Annotated in this window: 20 protein-coding genes; 1 reads left to right on the forward strand and 19 read right to left on the reverse strand. The window is 40.0% G+C overall.

Features of this window, described 5'->3' with window-relative positions:
* Positions 1–8 precede the first annotated feature (8 nt).
* The 12 genes from yihA to H8Z77_RS05025 all read right to left on the reverse strand — a co-directional run bounded on the left by yihA (position 9) and on the right by H8Z77_RS05025 (position 13,446).
* On the reverse strand, positions 9–608 hold the full coding sequence (yihA, locus tag H8Z77_RS04970; protein ID WP_069989067.1) for a ribosome biogenesis GTP-binding protein YihA/YsxC: 600 nt from the start codon (positions 606–608) through the stop codon (positions 9–11).
* Positions 598–3,018: an endopeptidase La gene (gene lon / locus H8Z77_RS04975; protein ID WP_186996358.1), complete on the reverse strand. Its 2,421-nt coding sequence runs from the start codon at positions 3,016–3,018 to the stop codon at positions 598–600. The genes yihA and lon overlap by 11 nt, the downstream gene beginning before the upstream one ends.
* A 597-nt stretch (positions 3,019–3,615) precedes the next feature.
* The gene (gene clpX, locus H8Z77_RS04980; protein ID WP_069989069.1) at positions 3,616–4,896 is read right to left on the reverse strand and encodes an ATP-dependent Clp protease ATP-binding subunit ClpX; all 1,281 of its coding nucleotides are present in this window, start codon (positions 4,894–4,896) and stop codon (positions 3,616–3,618) included.
* 37 nt (positions 4,897–4,933) lie between these two features.
* Complete coding sequence (gene clpP, locus H8Z77_RS04985) at positions 4,934–5,515, reverse strand: ATP-dependent Clp endopeptidase proteolytic subunit ClpP (protein WP_069989070.1); 582 nt, start codon at positions 5,513–5,515, stop codon at positions 4,934–4,936.
* Between the two features lie 185 nt (positions 5,516–5,700).
* A complete protein-coding gene (tig, locus tag H8Z77_RS04990; RefSeq protein ID WP_186996359.1) occupies positions 5,701–7,119 on the reverse strand; it encodes a trigger factor in 1,419 nt (472 codons plus the stop codon).
* Between the two features lie 139 nt (positions 7,120–7,258).
* Positions 7,259–7,936 (reverse strand): metallophosphoesterase, encoded by a 678-nt coding sequence (locus tag H8Z77_RS04995; protein WP_186996360.1) that lies wholly within the window; start codon positions 7,934–7,936, stop codon positions 7,259–7,261.
* A gap of 102 nt (positions 7,937–8,038) precedes the next feature.
* Positions 8,039–9,529, reverse strand: coding sequence for a threonine synthase (gene thrC / locus H8Z77_RS05000; RefSeq protein WP_186996361.1), 1,491 nt, complete (start codon positions 9,527–9,529; stop codon positions 8,039–8,041).
* A 225-nt stretch (positions 9,530–9,754) separates the two neighbouring features.
* A complete protein-coding gene (locus tag H8Z77_RS05005) occupies positions 9,755–10,648 on the reverse strand; it encodes a dipeptidase (RefSeq protein ID WP_186996362.1) in 894 nt (297 codons plus the stop codon).
* Positions 10,648–11,610: a ribonuclease HII gene (gene rnhB, locus H8Z77_RS11685; protein ID WP_069989075.1), complete on the reverse strand. Its 963-nt coding sequence runs from the start codon at positions 11,608–11,610 to the stop codon at positions 10,648–10,650. The genes H8Z77_RS05005 and rnhB overlap by 1 nt, the downstream gene beginning before the upstream one ends.
* Positions 11,607–12,482: a ribosome biogenesis GTPase YlqF gene (ylqF, locus tag H8Z77_RS05015; RefSeq protein WP_186996363.1), complete on the reverse strand. Its 876-nt coding sequence runs from the start codon at positions 12,480–12,482 to the stop codon at positions 11,607–11,609. The genes rnhB and ylqF overlap by 4 nt, the downstream gene beginning before the upstream one ends.
* Positions 12,483–12,507: 25 nt before the next feature.
* Complete coding sequence (gene lepB, locus H8Z77_RS05020) at positions 12,508–13,113, reverse strand: signal peptidase I (protein WP_186996364.1); 606 nt, start codon at positions 13,111–13,113, stop codon at positions 12,508–12,510.
* A gap of 195 nt (positions 13,114–13,308) precedes the next feature.
* Complete coding sequence (locus H8Z77_RS05025; protein WP_159427379.1) at positions 13,309–13,446, reverse strand: hypothetical protein; 138 nt, start codon at positions 13,444–13,446, stop codon at positions 13,309–13,311.
* Between the two features lie 224 nt (positions 13,447–13,670).
* On the opposite strand from H8Z77_RS05025, the gene nadA reads away from it, so the two are divergent.
* Positions 13,671–14,594 carry a quinolinate synthase NadA gene (gene nadA / locus H8Z77_RS05030; protein ID WP_366471897.1) on the forward strand — a complete coding sequence of 308 codons (924 nt, stop codon included), beginning with the start codon at positions 13,671–13,673 and terminating at the stop codon, positions 14,592–14,594.
* Between the two features lie 708 nt (positions 14,595–15,302).
* Here nadA and ftsZ read toward each other — a convergent pair.
* The 7 genes from ftsZ to H8Z77_RS05065 all read right to left on the reverse strand — a co-directional run bounded on the left by ftsZ (position 15,303) and on the right by H8Z77_RS05065 (position 23,541).
* On the reverse strand, positions 15,303–16,403 hold the full coding sequence (gene ftsZ, locus H8Z77_RS05035; protein WP_069989541.1) for a cell division protein FtsZ: 1,101 nt from the start codon (positions 16,401–16,403) through the stop codon (positions 15,303–15,305).
* 183 nt (positions 16,404–16,586) lie between these two features.
* The gene (locus H8Z77_RS05040) at positions 16,587–17,414 is read right to left on the reverse strand and encodes a cell division protein FtsQ/DivIB (RefSeq protein WP_186996365.1); all 828 of its coding nucleotides are present in this window, start codon (positions 17,412–17,414) and stop codon (positions 16,587–16,589) included.
* Between the two features lie 14 nt (positions 17,415–17,428).
* Positions 17,429–18,691, reverse strand: a complete 1,263-nt coding sequence (gene murA / locus H8Z77_RS05045; protein ID WP_338061275.1) for a UDP-N-acetylglucosamine 1-carboxyvinyltransferase — start codon at positions 18,689–18,691, stop codon at positions 17,429–17,431.
* A gap of 66 nt (positions 18,692–18,757) precedes the next feature.
* Positions 18,758–19,876 carry an undecaprenyldiphospho-muramoylpentapeptide beta-N-acetylglucosaminyltransferase gene (murG, locus tag H8Z77_RS05050; RefSeq protein ID WP_186996366.1) on the reverse strand — a complete coding sequence of 373 codons (1,119 nt, stop codon included), beginning with the start codon at positions 19,874–19,876 and terminating at the stop codon, positions 18,758–18,760.
* Between the two features lie 14 nt (positions 19,877–19,890).
* A complete protein-coding gene (gene ftsW, locus H8Z77_RS05055; RefSeq protein WP_186996367.1) occupies positions 19,891–21,060 on the reverse strand; it encodes a putative lipid II flippase FtsW in 1,170 nt (389 codons plus the stop codon).
* A 92-nt stretch (positions 21,061–21,152) separates the two neighbouring features.
* Positions 21,153–22,163, reverse strand: a complete 1,011-nt coding sequence (mraY, locus tag H8Z77_RS05060; protein ID WP_333724072.1) for a phospho-N-acetylmuramoyl-pentapeptide-transferase — start codon at positions 22,161–22,163, stop codon at positions 21,153–21,155.
* A gap of 22 nt (positions 22,164–22,185) precedes the next feature.
* Positions 22,186–23,541 carry a UDP-N-acetylmuramoyl-tripeptide--D-alanyl-D-alanine ligase gene (locus H8Z77_RS05065; RefSeq protein WP_186996369.1) on the reverse strand — a complete coding sequence of 452 codons (1,356 nt, stop codon included), beginning with the start codon at positions 23,539–23,541 and terminating at the stop codon, positions 22,186–22,188.
* Between the last annotated feature and the right edge of the window lie 98 nt (positions 23,542–23,639).

The raw sequence follows: 23,639 nt of genomic DNA on the forward strand, positions 1-23,639 counted from the left end.
TTAGGACGTTATATATCCTCATCCTCTATGGTACAAACATCGTCCAGAAGTTCCCGCAACTCCTCAATCCCTTCCCCTGTTTCCGCGGAACAAGGCAGTATGGTAATCTGGTCAGCATATGGCAGTTCTTGCCGCAATTCCTCTAAACGTGCCTGTTGTTGTCGTTTTGATAATTTATCCATTTTGGTCAACACAATCAAAAATGGCAGTTCTGATTCAATTAAAAAATCAATCATTTGTAAATCCAATTTGGTAGGAGGGTGGCGCATATCAATTAACTGTACCACCAAAGCCAAATCCCTATCACTGTGGAAATACCCCTCAATCAGCTCGCTCCAACGTTGCTTTTCGGTTTTGGCCACTTTGGCATAGCCGTAACCAGGTAAATCCACAAAATAAACATCCTCCACCTGATAAAAATTGATGGTCGCTGTTTTTCCTGGAACCGAGCTGACCCTCGCCAAATTTTTTCTGGAAAACAGGCGGTTTAACAAAGAAGATTTGCCCACATTGGAACGCCCCGCAAAGGCAACTTCTATCTTCTCAGAAGGAGGAATCTGGCTAAGCAAACCATAAGAAGTGATAAATTTTGCCTGATTATATTTCATATGTTACACTCCCATTTTTTTCTGAAAGGCTGCCTTTTCTGCGTTTTTTCTGCGGCTTTTGATCTGTTCTTGGCTGTACCAAAGCGTATTCCAGCACTTCCTCCGCAGTTTTGCATGGGATAAAGGTTAGCGCATCTTTTACCGCCTGATCAACTTCCTCCAAATCGGGTTGGTTATCATAAGGAATCAGCACTGTTTTCACGCCGGATTTATACGCCGCAATCGCTTTTTCTTTCAATCCACCAATTGGAAGATCCCTTCCACGCAAAGTAATCTCCCCTGTCATCGCCACATCACGGCGGATTGGAATCCCTGCCAAAGCGGAAACCAATACAGTTGCCAAAGCAACGCCAGCGGATGGGCCGTCTTTTGGTACAGCGCCTTCTGGCAGATGGATATGGATATCTTTTTTCTGGTAAAAATCGGTTGGAATTCCATACTTAGCAGCAATGGAACGCACAAAGCTGATAGCAGTATTGGCGGATTCTTTCATCACATCTCCCAAGCTGCCAGTGAGCTGAACAATACCTTTTCCATCCATGATACCCGCTTCAATTTGAAGCAGCTCCCCGCCTACGCTTGTCCAAGCAAGGCCGTTTACCAAGCCAATTGGATCGATATCTGGTATTTTATCCCCTAAATATTTCTTTGGTCCCAGATATTTTTCCAGATTTTTTGCTGTAAAACGGACGGATTTCGCTTCTCCTTCCGCAATGATTTTGGCTGTTTTCCGGCACAGGGACGCCACTAGGCGTTCCAATTTACGGACACCAGCTTCCCTGGTATAATGATCAATCATGCTATAAATCGCATCGTCTGTAAAACGGATAGTCTTGGCGTCCATACCATGTTTTTTCCGTTGTTTTGGAATCAGATGCTCTTTGCAAATATGGAATTTTTCTTCCATGGTATAACTGGAAAGCTCAATCACCTCCATACGGTCCAGCAATGGGACTGGGATAGTACTTAAACTATTTGCTGTTGTGATAAACAAGCATTCGCTTAAATCAAAAGGCACTTCAATATAATGGTCCACAAAAGTGGCGTTTTGTTCCCCATCCAATACTTCCAACATAGCGGAAGATGGATCTCCCTTAAAGCTGGAACCCATTTTATCAATTTCATCCAACAGCACTAATGGGTTACGGGATTTGGATTGTTTGATTCCAGCGATAATCCGCCCTGGCATTGCGCCAACATAGGTTTTACGATGTCCACGGATGTCTGATTCATCGCTGATTCCTCCCAAGGCAATCCGAACAAATCGCCGGTTCATAGCTTTGGCTACAGAGGAGGCAATCGAGGTTTTTCCCACCCCTGGAGGACCGACCAGGCAGATAATCTGTCCTTTTAGGTCAGGTGCAAACTGACGGACTGCCAAATTTTCCAAAATCCTTTCTTTTACTTTTTCCAACCCATAATGGTCTTTATCCAGCTGTTTTTTTGCCGCTTTCACATCCAAGGAATCCACGGTAAAATTATCCCAGGGAAGATCCAAACAGGTATCCAAATAGTTGGTGATCACATAGGTTTCATGGGAACCTGGCGGCATTTTTTCCAGACGCTTGGCTTCAGAGATTAATTTTGCTTTTGCGTCCTCCGAAATATGCTGGATCGCCTGAATTTTTTCAATATAATTGGCCTGTTCTTCTTCATCTACATCGGGTCCAGTGCCCAGCTCTTCATGGATCACGCGCATCTGTTCCCGCAAAAAATATTCCCTTTGGTTCTGGTCAATATTATCCTGTACTTTTTCAAAAATTTCCTTTTCCAGCGAGAGCACTGCCGCTTCTTCCGTCAAAGCGTTTACCAGCAAATGCAGCCGTTCCAATACATTCGGTTCTTCCAGCATCGCCTGACGCGCTTCGTATTTCATTGGAATATGGGTGGTTAACAAACTCAACAGGCTATTGGGGTCCTGTTCTGTTTCCACCGAGAGGATCAAATCCCGGGAAATTTTCTGTCCAATTATCAAATAAGCCTGAAATGCTTGTTTCACCGCACGGATTGCCGCTTCCAGCTCCACTTCTGTAGCGTGCTGGCGTTTATTTGGAATCCGTTTAATTTCAGCTTCTAGGTAAGGAGTGGTGGATGTCAAGCTGATCAATTGGGCTTTATAGTCCCCCCTTACCATAATCCGATATTCTGTTTCAGAACGTTTCACAAATTGCTTTAATTCCACTACAGTACCAACTGTATATAAATCGTTTTCGGATGGGTCTTCTATCATAATATTCCGTTGGGCAACCACAAAAATCTTACGGTTCCCATCCATTGCTTTGCGAATGGCAGCAATGGTTTTTGGACGACTAATATCCAAATGTTGGAACGATTTTGGAAATACAACGGTGCCACGGGCTGCAATAACCGGCATTGTTAAATTGCATTTCGCTGTTACTTTATAAGCCATATTCGTTCTCCTTATGTATAAAAAAATCCATTTTTTTCAATTCACTCATTTCACTACCATCAGTTGATCACTTACAAACTTACTCGACTGATAAGTATTACTATTATACAAGAAATGACGTATTTTTTCAAGCAGTCACAGTATCTTTCTAAATACAAACTTATTTTTTCTAAAATCAGCCATAATTCCTCTAGATACGAGGAATTTGTTTCGTGTTTTTGGGCGAGCGTATATTTTAACTAATAATTTTTTATTTGTGTTTCTCTAATGGTCATAATTACTTTTTATTTCTTTTAAAACTAAAATTATGATTTCAAATTGCTGCATTGCTATGTTTCCACACTTGTATCTTCTTAGATCAATAAAACTACCGATAACTGATAGTATAGGCACCATCTTATTCAGGCAACCAGTAAACAAGTATTTTCTCCTATACAACCTATTCGCTTTTTCTGTATCATTTGTATTGCTCAATCTTATTCCCCATGAAAAAGGATATAGCAAAACCTCCTATGGAAAAATTTACCACAGGAGGTTTTATTTTTATCATTTCATTTTCGCTACAATTCACCACAGTTTACTTAGCATTTCCATATTTTAAGAAGCTTTGGTACTATCAGACATAATAACAGTTGGTTCGTCTTTTCCTTCTACCACTTGTTCTGTAATAATAACCTTAGAAGCATTTTTAGAAGGAAGTTCAAACATCAGTTTTGAAAGGATGCCCTCCATAATGCCACGCAAACCACGGGCCCCTGTTTTCCTTTCAATTGCTTTTTTGGCGATAGCGGTAAGGGCCTCATCGGTAAATTCCAGGGTAACACCATCCAATTGGAACAAATATTGGTACTGTTTTACCAAAGCATTTTTTGGTGTCGTCAAAATTTGAACCAGGCTGGCTTCATCTAAATCCTGTAATGTAGTGATCACTGGGATACGCCCTACCAATTCTGGAATCATACCAAACTTCACTAAATCATGGGGTTCAATATGTTGAATCATCGCTGCTAAATTTTGTTCTTTTTTATCTTTTAATTTGGCGCCAAATCCCATGGAAGAAGCGTCCATCCGTTTACCAATTACTTTTTCCAGCCCTTCAAACGCACCGCCACAAATAAATAGAATATTTTTGGTGTCAATCTGAATAAATTCCTGGTTTGGATGTTTTCTTCCCCCTTGTGGTGGGACATTGGAAACGGTACCTTCCAAAATTTTCAGCAATGCCTGCTGAACTCCTTCCCCGCTAACATCACGAGTGATAGACACATTTTCAGACTTACGGGTAATCTTATCAATTTCATCAATATAAATAATGCCTCGTTCCGCAGCTTCCACATCAAAATTAGCAGCCTGTAATAGACGAAGCAATACATTTTCCACATCTTCGCCAACATAACCGGCTTCAGTTAATGTGGTAGCATCAGCAATTGCAAACGGTACCTCCAATGTTTTTGCTAAAGTTTGGGCTAACAGGGTTTTTCCTACACCAGTTGGTCCCAACAGCAGCACATTGCTTTTTTGGATTTCTACATCGGAATCTTTTGCCGCAAAAATACGTTTATAATGGTTATATACCGCAACAGATAATGCAATCTTCGCTTCATCTTGTCCAATAACATATTCGTCAAGGATTGCTTTCATCTCAGCAGGCTTTAAAAAGGTCTGCTGTTCTTCTTTATCTTTTGTTTTTCTGGAACGGCCATGGGAAGCTCCTGAAGGCTCCATAAATACGCCATCATCTACCAACATGTGATAGCATAAATCTACACATTCATCACAAATATAAGCGCTATGCCCATACAAAAGCCGTTCTACCTGATATTCTGGTTTCCCACAAAAGCTACAGTGGATCATCCCACCGTTGGTTTCATTTGCCATGGTTCACCTTTCCTTAAAAGTATTTCTTTATCATGATTTATCTTTTTTCAATTACTTTGTCCACTAATCCATATTCCATTGCCTGTTGTGCGGACATGAAGTTATCCCTTTCAGTATCCAGTTGGATTTTTTCTAAAGGCTGACCAGTTGCTTCCGCCAACATTTTATTCAGGTTCTCCCTAGTTTTTAAAATGTGTTCCGCATGAATTTGGATATCGGTTGCTTGCCCCTGTGCCCCGCCTAATGGCTGATGAATCATTATTTCACTATTTGGTAAGGCAAGACGTTTGCCTTTTGTGCCGGCAGAAAGTAAAAACGCACCCATAGATGCCGCCATACCAATACAAATAGTGGATACATCACATTTAATATATTTCATGGTATCGTAAATTGCTAAACCAGCACTTACAGAACCACCTGGGCTATTAATGTATAGCTGAATATCTTTTTCCGGGTCCTGTGCTTCCAAATACAGTAATTGCGCCACTACTAAGCTGGCGGAAGCATCCGTTACCTGGTCACACAACATAATAATTCTGTCATTGAGCAGACGGGAAAAAATATCATAAGAACGTTCCCCTCTACTTGTTTGTTCTACTACCATTGGTACTAAAGCCATAATCTATCATTCTCCGTTCTTTGTAAAGTTATTCTTTGCAGATAATATTTATTTTACTATATAAATGTAAAAAAATTTTGCAGCTATTTGTAAATTAAAATATATCTTTTCCAAAACGGTCTGTAATCAAGGAAATCTGCCCCCGTAGAAAACAAGGGCAGATCATTGAAATCGGATAAAATTGTTTATTCAGCGTCAGAAGCTTCTTCTGTTGCTGTTTCAGCTGATTCTTCTTTGGTTTCTTCAGTAGTATCCTCAGTATCCTCTTTTTTTGTAGATTTTTTTGCTGTGGATTTTTTAGCAGTTGTTTTTTTCACTTTTACTTCTTCAATTTCAGCGTTTTCTTTTAAGAAATCAATTGCTTTATTCACTGCCAAATCTTTTTTCAACTCTTCTACTGGAACCAAAGCTTTTACTTTATCAGCTTCCATTTTATAGCGTTCAGCCAGTTTATTGTATTCCGCTTCGATATCTTCCTCACTTGGTTCAATATTTTCCAGCTCTACAATTTTTTCTAAAGCCAAACGAGTTTTTACTTGTTTTTCAGCCTGAGGTCTGAACTGTTCCCGAATTGCTTTTTGATCCATACCTGTATATTGCATGTACATATCCATGTTCATGCCTTGGGAAGAAAGGCGGTATTCAAAATCGCGAGCCAGTTCGTCGATTCTCTTTTCGTACATTACCTCTGGAATTTCACCTTCCATGTTTTCTACAACAGTATCCAACAGCTGGTTTTCCACTTCAACTTCCATCATTTGTTCCTGTGCTTTTACCAGTTTTGCTTTTACATCAGCTTTTAATTCTTTTAAGGTATCAAATTCGCTGACATCTTTTGCAAATTCATCATCAGCAGCTGGTAATTCTGTTGCTTTGATTTCATGGATATTACAGGTAAATACAGCTTCTTTCCCTTTCAGGTCCTCTGCATGGTATTCTTCTGGGAAGGTTACTTTTACATCAAATTCTTCCCCAACTTTTTTTCCTACCATTTGTTCTTCAAAACCTGGAATAAATTGACCGGAACCAATTTTCAAAGTGTAGTTTTCAGCTTCGCCACCATCAAATGGTTCGCCGTCTACAGCACCAGTAAAGTCGAAGTTAACGGTATCGCCTGTTTTAGTAGCACGATCTTCCACCGTTACCATACGACCATTTCTTTCACGCATTTTATCAATTTCAGCGTTTACTTCTGCAGCCGCAATTGTTTTTACGGTTTTTGTAGCTTTAATGCCTTTATAATCTTTTACAGTAACAACAGGTTTTGTTACACAAGTAGCTTTAAATACCAAACCTTTTTCAGTGTTTGCTTCTACAGGTTCCAAAGCTTCCACTGCAATTACATCCAATTTTGCTTCTTCAATTGCTTCGGATAATGCTTTTGGATATACTGCTTCGATTGCATCATCATAGAAAACGGTAGCACCATACATTTTTTCAATAATTTTGCGAGGAGCTTTCCCTACACGGAAACCTGGAACATTGATTTTTTTCACATTCTTTTTATATGCTTTGTCGCAGGCATCGTTAAAAGTTTTTGCGTCAACGGAAACTTCCACATCATATTTATTGGTAGCCACGTTATCAAATTTTACTAACGCCATTTCAAATTCCTCCTGAAAATTTCAATTAAATTGGTATCCCATTGATTATAGCATAAATTTTAGGGACTGTTAAGCGTTTTTTTCTTTTTTTCTTTTTTTTCTCTTTTTCTACAATTCCAATGATAATTTTGTATAGAAATTACATAATTTTCACAGGATTAAATAGAATATGATCTCCGGATACTAACCGGTACTCAATTCCATGCTGCACCCCTTCTACCGCATAGGCGCAGGATTTTCCATGCAAATGGCCATAAAATACCCGCTTTACCTGGTAATCTTCCAAAACATGAAGCATTTCCTCACAGCGGTTTCCCGCATAAATTGGTGGGTAGTGTAAAAATACCATTGGCTGTTTTGTTGCCGTTTGTAAGGATAAGGTCAGTCTTCCCGCCTCTCGCAGCAACACCTTCTGGTCGGCGGGTTCCCCTGGTTCATTGATCCAGCCACGGGTTCCACACAATGACCAGTTATCATATTCGTAGGAATTGTTAAACAGAATGTTCAGCGTGGAAAAGCCATTGGACGAGATAAAATCCTCTACTTTTTTTTTAGTGGAAAACCAATAGTCATGGTTCCCCTTTAATAGGATTTTCCGCCCTGGAAGCTGGTCGAGAAAAGCAAAATCCGGTTTTGCCTGTTCCATATTCATTCCCCAAGAAATGTCCCCAGCAATGACCACGGTATCTTCTGGCTGAATTTTTTGCCGCCAGTTCTGTTCTAGTTTTTCCACATATCCTTCCCAGCCTGGAAAAATATCCATGGGTTTATCCACTCCCAATGAAAGGTGCAGATCTCCAATTGTGTATAAACTCATGTTCCAACTCCTTTTCCGTATGTCGCCAAGAAAGCCAGCTTACCAGACTTCGGGACAAACCAGAGGCGGACAGAAAAATTGCCCGCCTTTTCCTCTGTTTTACTATAATCCTAATGCCTTTAATACGGTTGCTTCCATCTCTAGTTTCTCAATAGATTGGGTAAAACGAACCGGTTTTTCTTTTAAGCTTGCCAATTGGATTGGCGCTTCGGTATTAGACAATTTGCTTAATTCCTCTATCTGTGTAAAATCATCCACCGTGGTATCCCCGCCAATGGCAGCCAATACGCTGTTAGTGAATTTATATGGACTAGCAGTAGAAGCAATCACCGTTTTTGTGGTGTCCCCAGTTTTTTCCCGATAGTCTTCATATACTTTAACCGCAACAGCAGTGTGGGTATCACACAAGTAAGAATACTTTTCAAACACATGCTGGATGGTCTGTTTTGTCTGTTCGTCATCACAGCATCCACCATAGAATTCCTGCTGGATTTTTGCTTTTACCGCATCGGACACTTCATAACGCCCGTCTTTTGCCAACTGGTCAAACAAAGCGGAAACTGCTTTGTCATCCCGATCATACATATCATATATCAGACGTTCCAGGTTACTGGAGATTAAAATATCCATGGATGGGGAAATCGTGGTGTGGAACGGACGGTTTCTGTCATATATCCCAGTCGCGATAAAATCAGTTAACACATTGTTTTCATTGGAAGCACAGATAAATTTTTGAACAGGAAGCCCCATTTTCTTTGCGTAATAAGCGGATAAAATGTTGCCAAAGTTCCCGGTTGGCACTACAACATTGATTGCTTCTCCAGGCTGAATCTGTTCGTTTTTCAGCAAATCACAATAAGCGGAGAAATAGTAAACAATCTGTGGCACCAAACGGCCCCAGTTGATCGAGTTAGCACTGGAAAATACAATATTGTGTTCCGCTAATTTTTCCGCCAACGCTTTATCAGTGAAAATTTGCTTTACACCAGTTTGCGCATCGTCAAAGTTCCCTTTAATCGCACATACTTCCAGGTTGTTCCCTTCCTGGGTGACCATTTGTTTTTTCTGGATATTGCTGACGCCATCTTCTGGATAGAACACCAGCATTTTTGTCCCCTCTACATCTTTAAAGCCTTCTAAAGCAGCTTTTCCAGTATCGCCAGAGGTTGCAACTAAAATGGCAATCTCTTTATCAGACAATACTTTTTTTGCGGAAGTGGTTAACAAATATGGGAGCAATTGCAGCGCCATATCTTTAAACGCACAGGTTGGACCATGCCAGAGCTCCAACATATAACGCCCGCTATAAATATGTACCAGTTCCGCTGTGCTGTCACTGGAAAATTTATCCGCGCGGTAAGCATTGCTCACACAATGGTGCAGCTCTTCTGGAGTAAAATCCGTTAAAAATTTACCCAGGATAAACTCTGCACGTTCCACATAACCTTTAGAACTGATAGCAACCAGGTCTTCCATCGCAACCTGTGGAAAGGATTCCGGCACGAACAAACCGCCCTCTTTGGAAATTCCTTGGACAATAGCCTGTGCAGCAGAAACTTCTGCCTGATTGTTTCGGGTGCTGTTATACAACATCTTTTTTCACGCTTCCTTTATTATTAAAATTTCTATTTTTACAATAATACTATCCATGCTTTCATATCAACGGAGTAATCTGATTTGATAAACGAGTATATTTATGTTTTTCCTATATTTTGTGAGACGACTATCTTTATAGAGCATATGTCTTCAATTATTCAATCCATATTTTTATCCTATTAGGAAAACATAAATAGATTTCTTTTTATAAGATGACAGAACTTAGTGAGAGAAAAAATTCTGTGCATTTTCAAAATAAATTTTATTTGCTATGTCTCGCCCATAGTATTCTACCATATTTTCATATAGGTTTGCAACTGTTTCAATTCCACAAAGCCATTCTGGCACTGTAGCGCCATCAAAGTCTGATCCAATCGCCAATACATCCTGACAGCCCAAATTTAAGAAATAATCAATGTGTTGGAATAAGTTCTGCATAATAACCGGCGTACGTTCTGCAAGAAAGTCCAAATAAAAATTTAAACCAATTAGACCTTTTCGATTTCGGATTTCAATAATTTGATCATCAGTTAAATTTCTTGGGTGATTACAAATCGCTTTCGCATTGGAATGGGTTGCAATAAATGGTTTTTCGGCAAAATCACACAATTCCCAGAAAGAAGGTTCATTCAGATGGGAAACATCCACGATAATCCCTTGCTGTTCTAGTTCTTTTACCACTTGTTTTCCAAACTTGGTAAACCTGCCCTGAGACAGTGCCCCTCCAGCAATTTCATTTTCACCGTTCCAACACAAGGTCAACATGCGAATTCCACGTTTGGAAAGCTCTTGAATCCGTTCTATTTTCCCTGCTAAAACAGCTCCACCTTCTACAGATAACATTGCGTTGCAATAGTTAGAAAAAGCTTTACCATCGTACAATCTCAATTGTGTATTTTGCTCCAATTGGGATTGAAAAAAATCATACTGTCTTAAAAAATCCTGGTAAGCGGCTTCCCCTCGCAAATCATCGGAAATCCAAAAAGCAAATGTCTGTACCCAATTGGAACAGGATTGTCCCCGATACAAATCAATTGACAAATCGTTATGGTCTAGTTGTTGGTTAGTTTTTAAGCATTCATAAATGGTATCACAGTGCAGGTCAAAATAATTCATCATGATTCCTCCAATACAAAGGCGTTAGACAAAAATCGAATGTTTACCTGTTGTTCTCCTAAAAGGGTAATGCCAATGATATCAAATCTAGGCTGCAATTGGGTTGAATGTTGCTGCAAAAAATATTCTGCAGTTTGGATAATCTTTTTTTGTTTCGTTTTAGTAATAGATTCCTCCGCCTCATAAAGGCAACTGACATCACGTAATTTTACTTCAATAAAACTGAGGATGCCATCTTTTTGTGCAATTAAATCAATTTCTCCATAAGGGGAGTGATAGTTTTTCGCCAAAACAGTATAGCCATTCTTCTTTAAATAACCATAAGCGATCTTCTCCCCGTATTCCCCACGATATAAGCTAATAGAAGGCTCCTTTGCCCGCAATTTTACCAAAAAACTCCTTCTATGAATTGGTGCCATTCCATATTCCAGAATCATCTGATGATGGAGTTTTGTGCCATATCCTTTGTGCTTGGCAAGTTGGTATTCAGGATACTGCTGATCCAGTTCCATCATATAATGGTCACGGGTCACTTTTGCTAAAATAGAAGCTGCTGCGATATTGGCAGAGGTAGCGTCCCCTTTCACAACAAACCTGCTGGGGATTCCCACATCGGGATTTTTGTTGCCATCAATCAATACAAAATCTGGTTTTCTATTTAATCCTTCTACCGCCCGTTTCATTGCTAAAAAAGTGGCCTGTAAAATATTATAAGTATCAATTTCTTCTACAGAGGCCGAACCAATCGAATAAGCAATTGCCTTTTGCTTAATCTGTTCACAAAGGGCTTCCCGCTTTTTTTCAGTAAGCTTTTTGCTATCGTTGATTCCTTCAATTTCTTCATTCAATGGAAGAATAACCGCTGCTGCCACTACAGGGCCAGCCAAAGGTCCTCGTCCCGCTTCATCTACACCACATAGACAGGAAATCTGCTGTTCCCTGTCATAATCATATAAAGTCATGCTGTTTCCTCCGAAGGCTCTTCCCAAGAGATACAGCCCAGTTTTCCGCTTCGATATTCATCCAAAGTGACTATTGCGGCACGCTCTGTGTTCACTTCCCCGCCGGAAATCAACATACCACGTTTTCTTCCCACAGCTTCTAACCGTTCATATGCCTCCATATCAGAAGTGTCTTCCAACTTAAACCGTTCTTTTAAGCGCTCTGGATAATGTTGTGCTAAATATTCCAATAACTGCATTGCTAAATATTCTAAATCTATCACATCATCTTTAATCGCTCCAGTAAACGCAAGGTGTATCCCTACCTGAGGATCCTCAAATTTTGGCCACAGCACACCAGGCATATCCAGTAAATCCACATCATTTTCAATGTGAACCCACTGTTTTCCACGGGTTACTCCTGGACGGTCTTCCGCTTTTGCTCGTTTTGATCCAGCTAGTTTATTAATAAAGGTGGATTTTCCCACGTTCGGAACTCCTACCACCATAACTCGTACAATTCTACCAATCATCCCTTTATTGGCACGACGTTCAATGGTTTCTTTCAATACCTCACGGACAAATGGTTGGAATTTCTTAATATTTTTCCCAGTACGGCAGTCGATCGCCATGGCTGGAATTCCCTGCTGTTGGAACCAGCGCAACCATTTTGCGGTAACATTTGGGTCAGCCATATCACATTTATTTAATAATACAACACGTGGCTTATTTCCAATCAATTTTCCCAGCAAAGGGTTTCTGCTGCTGTATGGAACACGGGCATCAATCAGTTCTACTACCACATCCACATAAGGTAAATTTTTTTCAATCAACCGTTCGGTTTTTTTCATGTGCCCTGGAAACCATTGAATGGTAGGCTGTTGCTCGTTCATTAATTTTAATATCCTTTCTGTTTCTTTAATTCACTGTGCCAAATTTATTAATTGGATACAACCGTATCACTACTTTACCTAAAATATTCTTTTCATTCACATAGCCAAAATCTCGGCTATCGGTAGAGTTGGTACGATTATCCCCCATTACAAACACATCTCCCTCTGGTATGGTAATTGGAAATTGAAGTTCTTTGGGTTCTGTAAAGGCATTGGTATAGCTTTCGTCTAATGCTTTTCCATCCACGGTAACCGTCCCGTCTTCTTCAATATTCACTGTTTGCCCACCGGTCGCAATAATACGCTTAATAATTGGGGTATCAAATAATTCTGGCAGTTCTACAACTACAATATCCCCCTGTTTTGGTTCATACATTAAATGGGAAATAATGAGGCGGTCATTATTATGTAAAGTTTCCCGCATAGAATCCCCTTTTACTCCAACAATACGGAAAATAAAAGTAAATACCAGCACTAAAACCAGTAATGCCGCTACCATTACCTCAACCATATCCATCAAGTCTTTTTTCCATTTTGGAATTGGTGGGAACCTTCTCCTCTTCATTTTTACTGGTTGTTGTATTTTTTCTTGTTGTAAGGTTTGGTCTGTTTGAATTGATTCTTCTACCATTTATCCCACCATCTTTACTGTTAGTTCATAGTGTAAATACAAAATAGATTTTATTAGTGTTTCTTCCAAAAAAGAAAGAAATCCATCTCTAAAATCATGGAAACTATTCTATTATATTATCACATTTCCAATAAAATGTAAACTAAAACAAAAAGAACAAACCGCCTAAAATTGACGGCCCGTTCTTGTCCATTTCTATTTCTGGTTCAATTCCTCTGAGGTAACATAGCGTTTGCCCAAATGTTCATATGCGTATTCTATCAACATTTGTACCAATCGAATAGAAGCCAGTACAACAGCAACGCCCATCACAAATTGCAAAAACTTTTTCATGATACCCTCCCAAAATCATAAAATTATTATGAATTAGTATGATATATTATACACCAAAGTAATAAAATGTTCAATGAACGGAATGTTAAATCCTTAAAAAATTAAAATAAAAATCATACTACCCTTTTTTCGATGCAGTTGACTTTCATTTTATAGCCGGATATAATAAATGGTAGTGCTGGTAATGGAACAGCAAATAATGATATAGGAGGATTGCACAGATTGTGCGGAACAAGGTTATGATGAGAGAAATACAGGATAAAATCCTACAACTAAAAAAAGAAAAAAATATTGCGATCCTGGCCCATAGTTACCAAGCTACAGAAATTCAAGAAATTGCGGATATTACGGGTGATTCTTTCGCTCTTAGTGTAAAAGCGCAAGATTTACCACAACAAACAGTTATTATGTGTGGCGTTCGGTTTATGGCAGATACCATTAAAATACTTTCTCCAGAAAAAACAGTCCTTTTGCCTGTTGCGGAAGCGACCTGTCCTATGGCGGAACAAATCAGCCCAGAACGTGTTGTAGCATTCAAACAACAGTATCCTGATTATAAAGTAGTGGCTTATATCAACACTACAACGGAGCTAAAAGCTGTCTGTGATGTCTGTGTTACTTCTTCCAGCGCATTGAATATTGTTCGTAACCTAAAAGAAAAAAATATCCTGTTTATTCCTGACCAAAATCTAGGGTCCTACATAAAAGAAAAATGTCCTGACAAAAATATTATTTTATGGGATGGATGCTGTCCAGTGCACCATGCTATTACAGTGGAAGAATGCGAAGCAGCAAAAGCAAAATATCCAAATGCAAAGGTTTTAATGCACCCGGAACTACCCGCTAAAATTTTAGCATATGCAGATGTAGTGGGTTCCACCGCCGCTATTTTACAAGCTGCCGCTAATACAACAGAAGATTGCATTATTGGTACCGAGAAAACCATTGCCGATGTATTAAGTCTCCAATTCCCCGACCGCAAATTTGTCCCATTATCCAAACGCTTAATCTGTGATAACATGCGTTTAACCAACTTGATGGATGTATATCATGCTATTAATGGAACAGGTGGGGAAGAAATCCAATTAGAAGAAACACTCCGCCTTGCAGCGAAACGTGCAATCGACAATATGATTGCTTTATCTTAATCACAATATACGCTTAATATCTTTCTAAAAACATGGTAAATAAAGCAAATAAGTATCCAAAGTTTCCATTTTGCCCTCTGGTAGACAAAAAAGTGTAGGATATCGAATGTGTTGAAAACCAAGATTGTATTGATGGTATTATTGATATTCATTCTATGCCAAAAAAGTTTAAAGAGAAAAAGGACTACGCTAATCATGTAAATATCATGAATACTGATAATGAAATGATTGGATGATAAAAAGGGGCCGTCGTCATATGGCTCCTTTTTCATTGATTGATCTGTCTGTAAAGGAGTCCCCTAAAAACACTTTTATTTCGATAAACTAGCAAGATGCAAACAACAATCTCTCAATAAAAAATGTTAGTAGAAAGATAACTCCCCATTTATAGTATTTAGGACAAATAGCACAAGGAAACTAAATTTCAGTATGTCTTAAAACTTTTGTCGGCAATATTCCTTTATAATGCTTAGCCAGTACCCTTGTCTTTTCCAAAAATTAACCAGTTATGCTGATATAAGTCCCATTAAAAATTCAATTTTATTCTTGATTTCTAGTGCTTTTCTAACAAATCTCTTGAACTTGGAATCGAAAATTCTTTTTACGTGATACCTTTCATGGTAAAATCAAAAATTTCTATGAGAACAAGAAAAAATTCCCCCAGATTCTTCTGAGGGAATTTTTAATATAATCCTAATAGTTTCTTCCTTAATTTTTATTTTTAAAGATATCCATAATTACATCAAAAGTATGGTCATCTGGATCTAATCCTACAGCAGGATTCGGTTCTGGGGCTTTCTCTTCTGCTGGAGTATTATTGTTGACATCTGCCATAGTGGTTTTTGAAATTTTCTCTTTAAAATCCGTATCAAACCCTGTGGCAATTACAGTAACCCGCATTTCATCTTCCAAAGAATCATCAAACGCCACACCAAAAATAATACTTGCATCTGGGTGAACAGCTTCACTGATTCTACCGGAAGCGGCTTCTACTTCATCAAATTCAATATTTGGAGATGCTGTTACATTGATAATCAGGCCCTTTGCACCCTCGATAGAGGTTTCCAACAATGGGCTGGAAATTGCCATTTCAGCTGCTTCAATTGCCTTTTCTTTACCTTGGCCATATCCAACACCCATATGGGCATACCCGGCATCACGCATAATGGTACTGACATCAGCAAAATCCAAGTTGATAAAACCAGTAGTATTGATTAATTCAGAAATACTCTGAACACCTTGTTTTAACACATTGTCAGCTGCTTCAAAAGCATTTGCCAAAGTAATTTTCTGATTAGAAAGCATTTTTAACCGCTCATTTGGAACAACGACTAAAGAATCTACACTTTTTCTCAATTCCGCAATCCCTGCTTCTGCCTGCAACATTCTGCGGGCACCTTCAAATTTAAATGGTTTTGTAACAACACCAACGGTTAAAATTCCCATTTCACGGGCAATCTGCGCAATAATGGGAGCTGCACCTGTTCCGGTTCCACCACCCATTCCAGCTGTAATAAACAGCATCTGAGTTCCTTTTAATACGGTTGCTATCTCTTCCCGGCTTTCTTCCGCAGCCTGTTCCCCTTTTTCTGGGTCACCGCCTGCACCAGTTCCTTTGGTTGCTTTTAAACCAATTTCAACCTTTTGGGAAGCCAACGATTTACTCAACACCTGGCGATCGGTATTTACTGCGATAAACTCCATACCAGAAAGTCCTTCGCTTACCATACGGTTAATGGCGTTACCTCCACCACCGCCAACACCAATTACTGTAATATTAACAACTTGTTCTGCCCCATGCTCAATCATTGTATTTGGCACTGTTACGTCCTCCTATATCAACATCCAAATTGGTCGTTGTAATCTATGATAAATAACATAATAATCATAATGTTTATTTTATCAGATTTCAATTAGAATTTCAACACTATGTAGAAGATTTTATAATTTTTTCAAAAAGTTTTTGCATGAAAAAATCCCGAAAAATAGGGGTTATTCGACCGTTTCTGGCAGAAAATGTATACTCTGCGTACTTTGTACGTAAAAAATCCTTCCTGTTTCAGAAACACCAATATCTTCTTGAATAATTTTTTTTGCTGCCCGCAATAAATACTCCATATCATCACTGCTTTGGATTTGAATGACAATACGGTTTTGATAGGTAATATCTGTTTGTAATGGATTTGAAATATCAATAGAGGTAATATCAGGAAATTCTATCATCCCAAGTATTTCTTGCAACTTTCGTAAGCGGTCTATATCAGAAACATGTAATTCACTTAGATATTTTCCCTTTTCTGGTTGCTCTACCGTACAGCCTTTTATCACAACTGTTCCGGCTTTTGGTTCCGGCTGGTTGATTTCGAGGATACGATTTCCGTTACTAATATATAAATAACCGCCGTCAGTTTGGATACTACATTTTACCTCGGATGGTATACAAATAATTTGCAAGGTATCCGGTAATTTTCTTTTTACCTCTACATCATCTAAGTTGATATATTGTTTTAAAAGTTCTTGCCGGATTTTTTTCGTATCTAAGCGTAAAAGATTATCTCCCTTTTGTACGCCAGTGGATGCAATTAACTGTTCCGCTGTGTACTCCCCAGTTTGCTGTACATCAAATGCCCGTATGTTAAAAAACACCGTCATAGACAAGGTAATCATCGCCGTAAGCACAATCAACAACAGCAGTATATAGTAAATGGTGTATTTGCGCAAACGACGTTTTCTGCGCTTCACCCCGCTTGCAGCTCTTGCCTGTTCACGGGGATCAGGACGGTGATTTACTTTTCGCTTAATTGGAACGTCCTTTTTCATCCAAAACCTCCGATTTATTTGATCCTGCTCATTACCGCACCCAACTGGCACAGTGTTTCCTCAATTGGCTCATAGCCCCTATCGATGTGATAAGGATCTGAAATATAGGTAATCCCTTCCGCGGCCAAACCGGCAACTACCAATGCAGCTCCACTTCTCAAATCGGTCGCCCTTACCCGGGCGCCAGATAAGGTAGGGACACCTTCTACTACAGCAACTTTGCCTTCCAATGTGATATCCGCCCCCATTTTGGTCAGTTCCACTGCATGTTTATATCTATTTTCAAATATATTTTCTACAAAAACTGTTGTCCCAGCCGCTTTTGAAGCCAATGCCATCATCATGGGCTGGGCATCTGTTGGGAACCCCGGATATGGCATCGTCCGGATAGCACTCATGGCATTCAATTTTCCGGTAGAACGGAGATAAATATTGTGATGATCTACCAGCAATTTGACGCCAGTCTGCTCTAAAAAGGGAAGTACGCCTTCAATATGTTCTGGAACAATCTGTTTTAACAATAATTCTCCACCTGTAATAGCACCAGCGCAAAGCCAGGTGACCAAAGCAATCCGGTCGGGAATCACCCGGTATTCCGATGCCTGTAGCCGGGAAACTCCTTGAATCACAATTGTCTTTTCCCCAGCCCCATAAATTTTAGCTCCACAACGGTTCAGGAAACAAGCTAAATCTACAATTTCTGGCTCTGCCGCAGCGTTAGTAATGATTGTTTCCCCTTCCGCTGTACAAGCAGCAAGGATCGCGTTTTCAGTTGCGCCTACGCTGGGAAAAGAAAGGGTAATTTTACTCCCCTTTAGTTTATCAATCGAACAATCCAAAATTCCATTGTGCTCATCAATTAGAATCCCCAACTGACGCAGACAAGCCAGATGCAGATCAATTGGCCTGGGTCCTAACTCACATCCACCTGGAAAATTTACGGTCGCCATCCCTGTACGGGCTACAATCGCTCCTAAAAATACAATAGAGGAACGCATTTCTCCCATTAACACTTCTGGAATCTCAGAGCAAGAAATCGTTGTGCTGTCAATTTCTACAGTATCATCTTCCCGTTTGACAATACAGCCAAGGTGGCGCATAATCTGGAACGCAATCTCTACATCCCGTAAACGGGGGCAATTATGTAATACCGTTTTTCCTTTTACCAAAACTGCTGCTGCCAACAACGGCAAAGAGCTGTTCTTGGCACCCTGCACCGACAATTCCCCTATAAGAGGATTGCCTCCATATACTTTCAATTCTTCCAACCAAAACACCCCCACAAAGCAGATAAAAATTTCTTTGCAGGATATCCTATGTATTTTGTGGAAAAATTGCTACCGTTATTGCATGATCTCTTGCAGTGCGTTGTAAATTCGATCAGATGTATCCAAAATTGCCAATTTAGAAGCATTTTTGCTAAATCGGCGCAACTTGTCCCGGTCCTCATAAAAACCATTCACCAGGGCAACCATTTCCTTGGCGTCATAATTTTTTTCTTCCACTACAACAGCGGCGCCATGATTTTGTAGCACCATCGCATTATGATATTGATGGTTTTCCGCTACATTTGGGGAAGGAATTAAAATGGACGCCTTTCCAGTAGCCTCTAATTCACTTAAAGTAATCGCTCCAGCACGACAGATCACCAAATCTGCTGCTGCCAGGCAAGTATCCATATTATGGATATAATCCCGTACATCTATTCTTGGGTTTCCGTTTAAATCCACATGGCGTTCTTTTAGCATCTGTGGAAAAATATCCTTTCCCAATCTGCCACAGGCATGGATATGGTTCACCTTTTTCTTTTTATTGTGCCACTGCATAATATCCGCCGCAATTTCATTGACTTTGACAGCGCCTAAACTTCCTCCAAACGAGAGGATGCACATTTCATCATCCATCCCCAATTCTTTCCGAGCTTCTTCTTTTGTTGTGGATAAGATACTTTCCCGGATCGGGTTTCCGGTAATCACCATATTTGCCTGCTGTGGGAACATTTTTTTTGCTTCTTCCACCGCCAGCATTACCAAATCCACCTGTTTACTAAGCATTTTATTGGTAACGCCAGGGTAAGCGTTTTGTTCATGAATTGCCGTTTTGATCCCTTTTTGGGCTGCTTTCCTTACGATTGGTCCACTAACATACCCACCGGTTCCAATCACCAGATCCGGCTGGAATTCTTTGATGATTTTGCTTGCCACAAAATCAGAAGTCATCAAGCATTTTACCGCGTCAATATTACGGGCAATATTTTTTAAGGTCAGTTTTCGTTGAAATCCCCTTACCTTAATGGGGACAAAATGGTACCCTGCTTTGGGAACCAGAGTGGATTCCATCCCATTTGGCGTCCCCGCAAACAAGATTTTTGCGGATGGATCCTGTTTTTGAATGGTATCCGCAATTGCGATTGCAGGGTTAATATGTCCTGCGGTTCCACCAGCTGCTAACAAAACTTTCATTCTTTTCACCTTACCTATGTTTTTTCTATTAAAGCATGTCGCGAGACATTCAATATCACGCCCATTTCCGCCAGCTGCATCGCCAACGCAGTCCCCCCATAGCTGAAGAAGGGTAAGCTGATACCAGTGTTTGGAATACTGTTGGTGACAACGGCGATATTTAATAATGCCTGTATCCCAATTTGCGCAGAGATTCCCACACATAGCATCATACCAAATTTATCCGGCGACTTGGATGCGATGGAAAACCCTTTATACACAAACAGGATAAACAGCGAGATGACAATAACCGCACCAATTACCCCCAGTTCTTCACAGATAATCGCAAAAATAAAATCATTCTGTGGTTCTGGCAGGTACATGTATTTCTGTTTGGAGTTCCCCAACCCAAGCCCGAGCAATCCACCGGAGCCAATCGAAAGCAATGACTGGTCGGTCTGCATGGTTTTATTTAATGGATCGCTAAACGGATGGAGCCAGTAATAAAAACGGTCGCTCTGATAATTTCCCTTGAGTAGGAGCATGGCAATCAATCCGACAATAGCCACAGAGCCAATCATAGCAAACCAGCGGAATTTTGTTCCACCAACAAACATCATTACAGCTGCAATCCCCGCAATCAAAATAATACAGGAAAGATGCGGCTCCAAATACAGCAACCCTACAACCAGGACTAGTATTATCCCAAATGGCAGGACGCCATATAAAAAGGTCCCCATTTTTTTATAATTGGTGGAAATCATTGCGGAAAACAATACAATTAAGGCAAATTTCATGACCTCAGAAGGCTGGAACTGCCCTAAAATTGGAACCTGAACCCACCGTTTAAATCCATTTTCATCTCCACTGGTAAATAGTACAGCAATTAACATAATGGTGGCAACCGCAAACAGTGGAACCGCTAACTTCCGCCAACGATGGTAATCAAACTTGGAGATGACAAACATAGCGATCAATCCCAACACACAAGCTAATGACTGTCGGCTTATATATCGGAAACTGTTACCTTCGTAGTAATAAGCATTGGCATAGCTGGCAGAAAACAGCATAACAAGGCCAAACGCAACCAACACCAGAATTAAAATCAAAAAGACAGAGTCCAACCTACCGGTTTTGATTGTTTGTTTGGATTTCTTTTTTAGATTTTTTCTTCCCCGAGTGGGAAGCTGAATAATTTCCGCCATAGGCTCCCTCCTTTTGTTTCTAATGTCATGTATATGCGAAAAACAGATCCTATACCAAACAGAAAGGATCTGTTTTCCTATTCCCTTTTCTATTATAATTCCAGAAATACGGAAAATATACCAAGAGCACCAAATAATGCGGTAACCAGTGTAAATACAGATACAATCTTGATTTCACTCCAATTACACATTTCAAAATGGTGATGGATTGGACTCATTTTAAAGATGCGTTTCCCGGTTGTTTTAAAGCTGATTACCTGTAAGACAACAGATAAAGCTTCGATAATGTAAATAATACCAGCAAATACAATCAGCATTGGGCGATCGATGCCAAAAGCCAACGCCACTACAGCACCACCCAGGAACATGGATCCAGTATCCCCCATAAATACTTTTGCGGGATAGAAATTCCATACTAGGAATCCCAAACATCCGCCAGCGATTGCGGCAGCGAAAATATACATGCTGTCAAATTTCAACATAGTCGTTAAAATCATAAAGACAATGGCATAAACAACGGTAACAGAGGAAGCTAACCCATCAATTCCATCGGTTAAATTGACCGCGTTTACCACAAAATAAATGCCGATTACAACCAGTGGGTAAAATACCCAACCAAAATCAAACTGTCCGATGAATGGAAAGATAACCGTTGTGGAAACCGCACCGCTCATCGCTAAAGTAGCGACGTATCCAATACAAAGAATTAATTGGAATACGGTTTTTTGCTTTGCAGTCAAACCCAGGTTACGCTTTTTTACCACCTTGATAAAGTCATCAATAAATCCAATCAATCCAAAGCCAAACGCAATTGCCAAACCCGACCAAACACGGATGTGGTCAACCGCCTCTGTGCCCGTTGCCTCAGTATGGTTAACAGTGAGGATAAACATCCCCACAATCAAAGCGACAGTACTGCCAAAAGCGAACATAATACCACCCATGGTAGGAGTACCATTCTTTTTTTCATGCCAAGTAGGACCAATCTCTTTAATTGTTTGACCAAACTTCAACTTCCTTAAAAATGGGATTAAAAATTTTCCAGAAATCGCAGTTAATGCAAATGCAACCAGCAATGTGGTAATACCAGCGATCCATGTCATACAAAACATTCCTCTCTATTGCTTAATCTTTTTGAAATAATTCCTGTATTACTTCTTCTAATTTCATGCCACGGCTTGCTTTAAAAATAACAGCGTCTCCTGGACGAAGAAAGGCTTTTAAATCAGAAGCCATCTTCTGTTTGTCGTCATAATGACAAAGGAACGGAATTCCCTTTGCTCCAGCCGCAATCTGTTTCGATTCCGGCCCATAACAGAACAGTGCATCCAAATGGCATTGTTTTGCCAATACGCCGGTATCATAATGCGCCTGGGAAGAAATTTTCCCCAGCTCCAGCATATCCCCTAGTACAGCAATTTTCCTTCCTTCTGCGGGTATCTGCTGCAAAGCGGAAAAAGCTGCTTTTATGGAATCTGGACTTGCATTATAACAATCTTCAATTACAATCATACCATTAACAAGCCGTGTATTTTGACGCATTCCAGCAGGTTGATATTTTTTTAGTGCTTCCACAATCTGTTGTGATGTAATTCCACACAACCGCCCGATAACAAAACCAAAAAGGGCGTTTAACACATTGTGCTCTCCAATAGTTGGAATCGACACTGTTGTGTTTGTATCCTGATACACAATCTCAAATGTAGTGGATAATCCATCTGTTTTGATATTGGTTGCACGGCAATTCAGATGTTCACCAGAAATACCACAAAATATAATAGGATGGTTTTCCACTTGTAAATTGCAGAGCATATCGTTGTCACCATTTACAATGAGGGGCGCCCCCTCTTCCATTCCATCCAGAATTTCTAGCTTTGCCTTTAAAATATTAGCACGACTGCCCAGGTTCTCCATATGGGATACGCCAATATTGGTGATCACACCAATATCAGGCAAAGCAGTGGTAGAAAGGCGATGGATTTCCCCTAGGTTGGACATCCCCATCTCAATCACAGCAGCTTGATAACGGTCATCTAAACCAAACAGGGTTTTGGGCAATCCAATTTCGTTGTTCAGGTTTCCCTCGGTTTTCAAAGTGTGGTATTGGGAAGAAAGCACTGTGGCAATCATCTCTTTGGTGGTGGTTTTACCTACACTTCCAGTAACCCCTACCAACTTTCCATGAAACTGTTGCCGACAATAACGTCCTAAATCTAGCAAGGCTTTCCGTGTATCCTCTACCAATAGATATGGGGTAGAAATCTCCAGCTTTTTCTGGGATACCACAGCTACAGCCCCCTGTTCTATTGCGGAAGGGATAAAATCATGGCCGTCAAACCGTTCCCCTTGGATTGCTACAAATAAACATCCTGGCGTTACCAACCGGTTATCAATCACAATACCATTGATCAAAAGAGGTTTTGGATGGTATAAAGTTCCGTTTGTTGCCTGTTCTAATTCCTGTAAAGCTATTGGTTTCAATCTCATCTCTCCCTTTTGCAACCAAAAATTTGATGGATTCCATTGTTTTGCTTGATACTAGTTTAATCCTTTTCTGGAAAGATTACAAGGAAATCATC

The organism is Clostridium facile, assembly GCF_014297275.1.
GTDB classification, from domain to species: Bacteria; Bacillota; Clostridia; order Oscillospirales; family Ruminococcaceae; genus Massilioclostridium; species Massilioclostridium facile.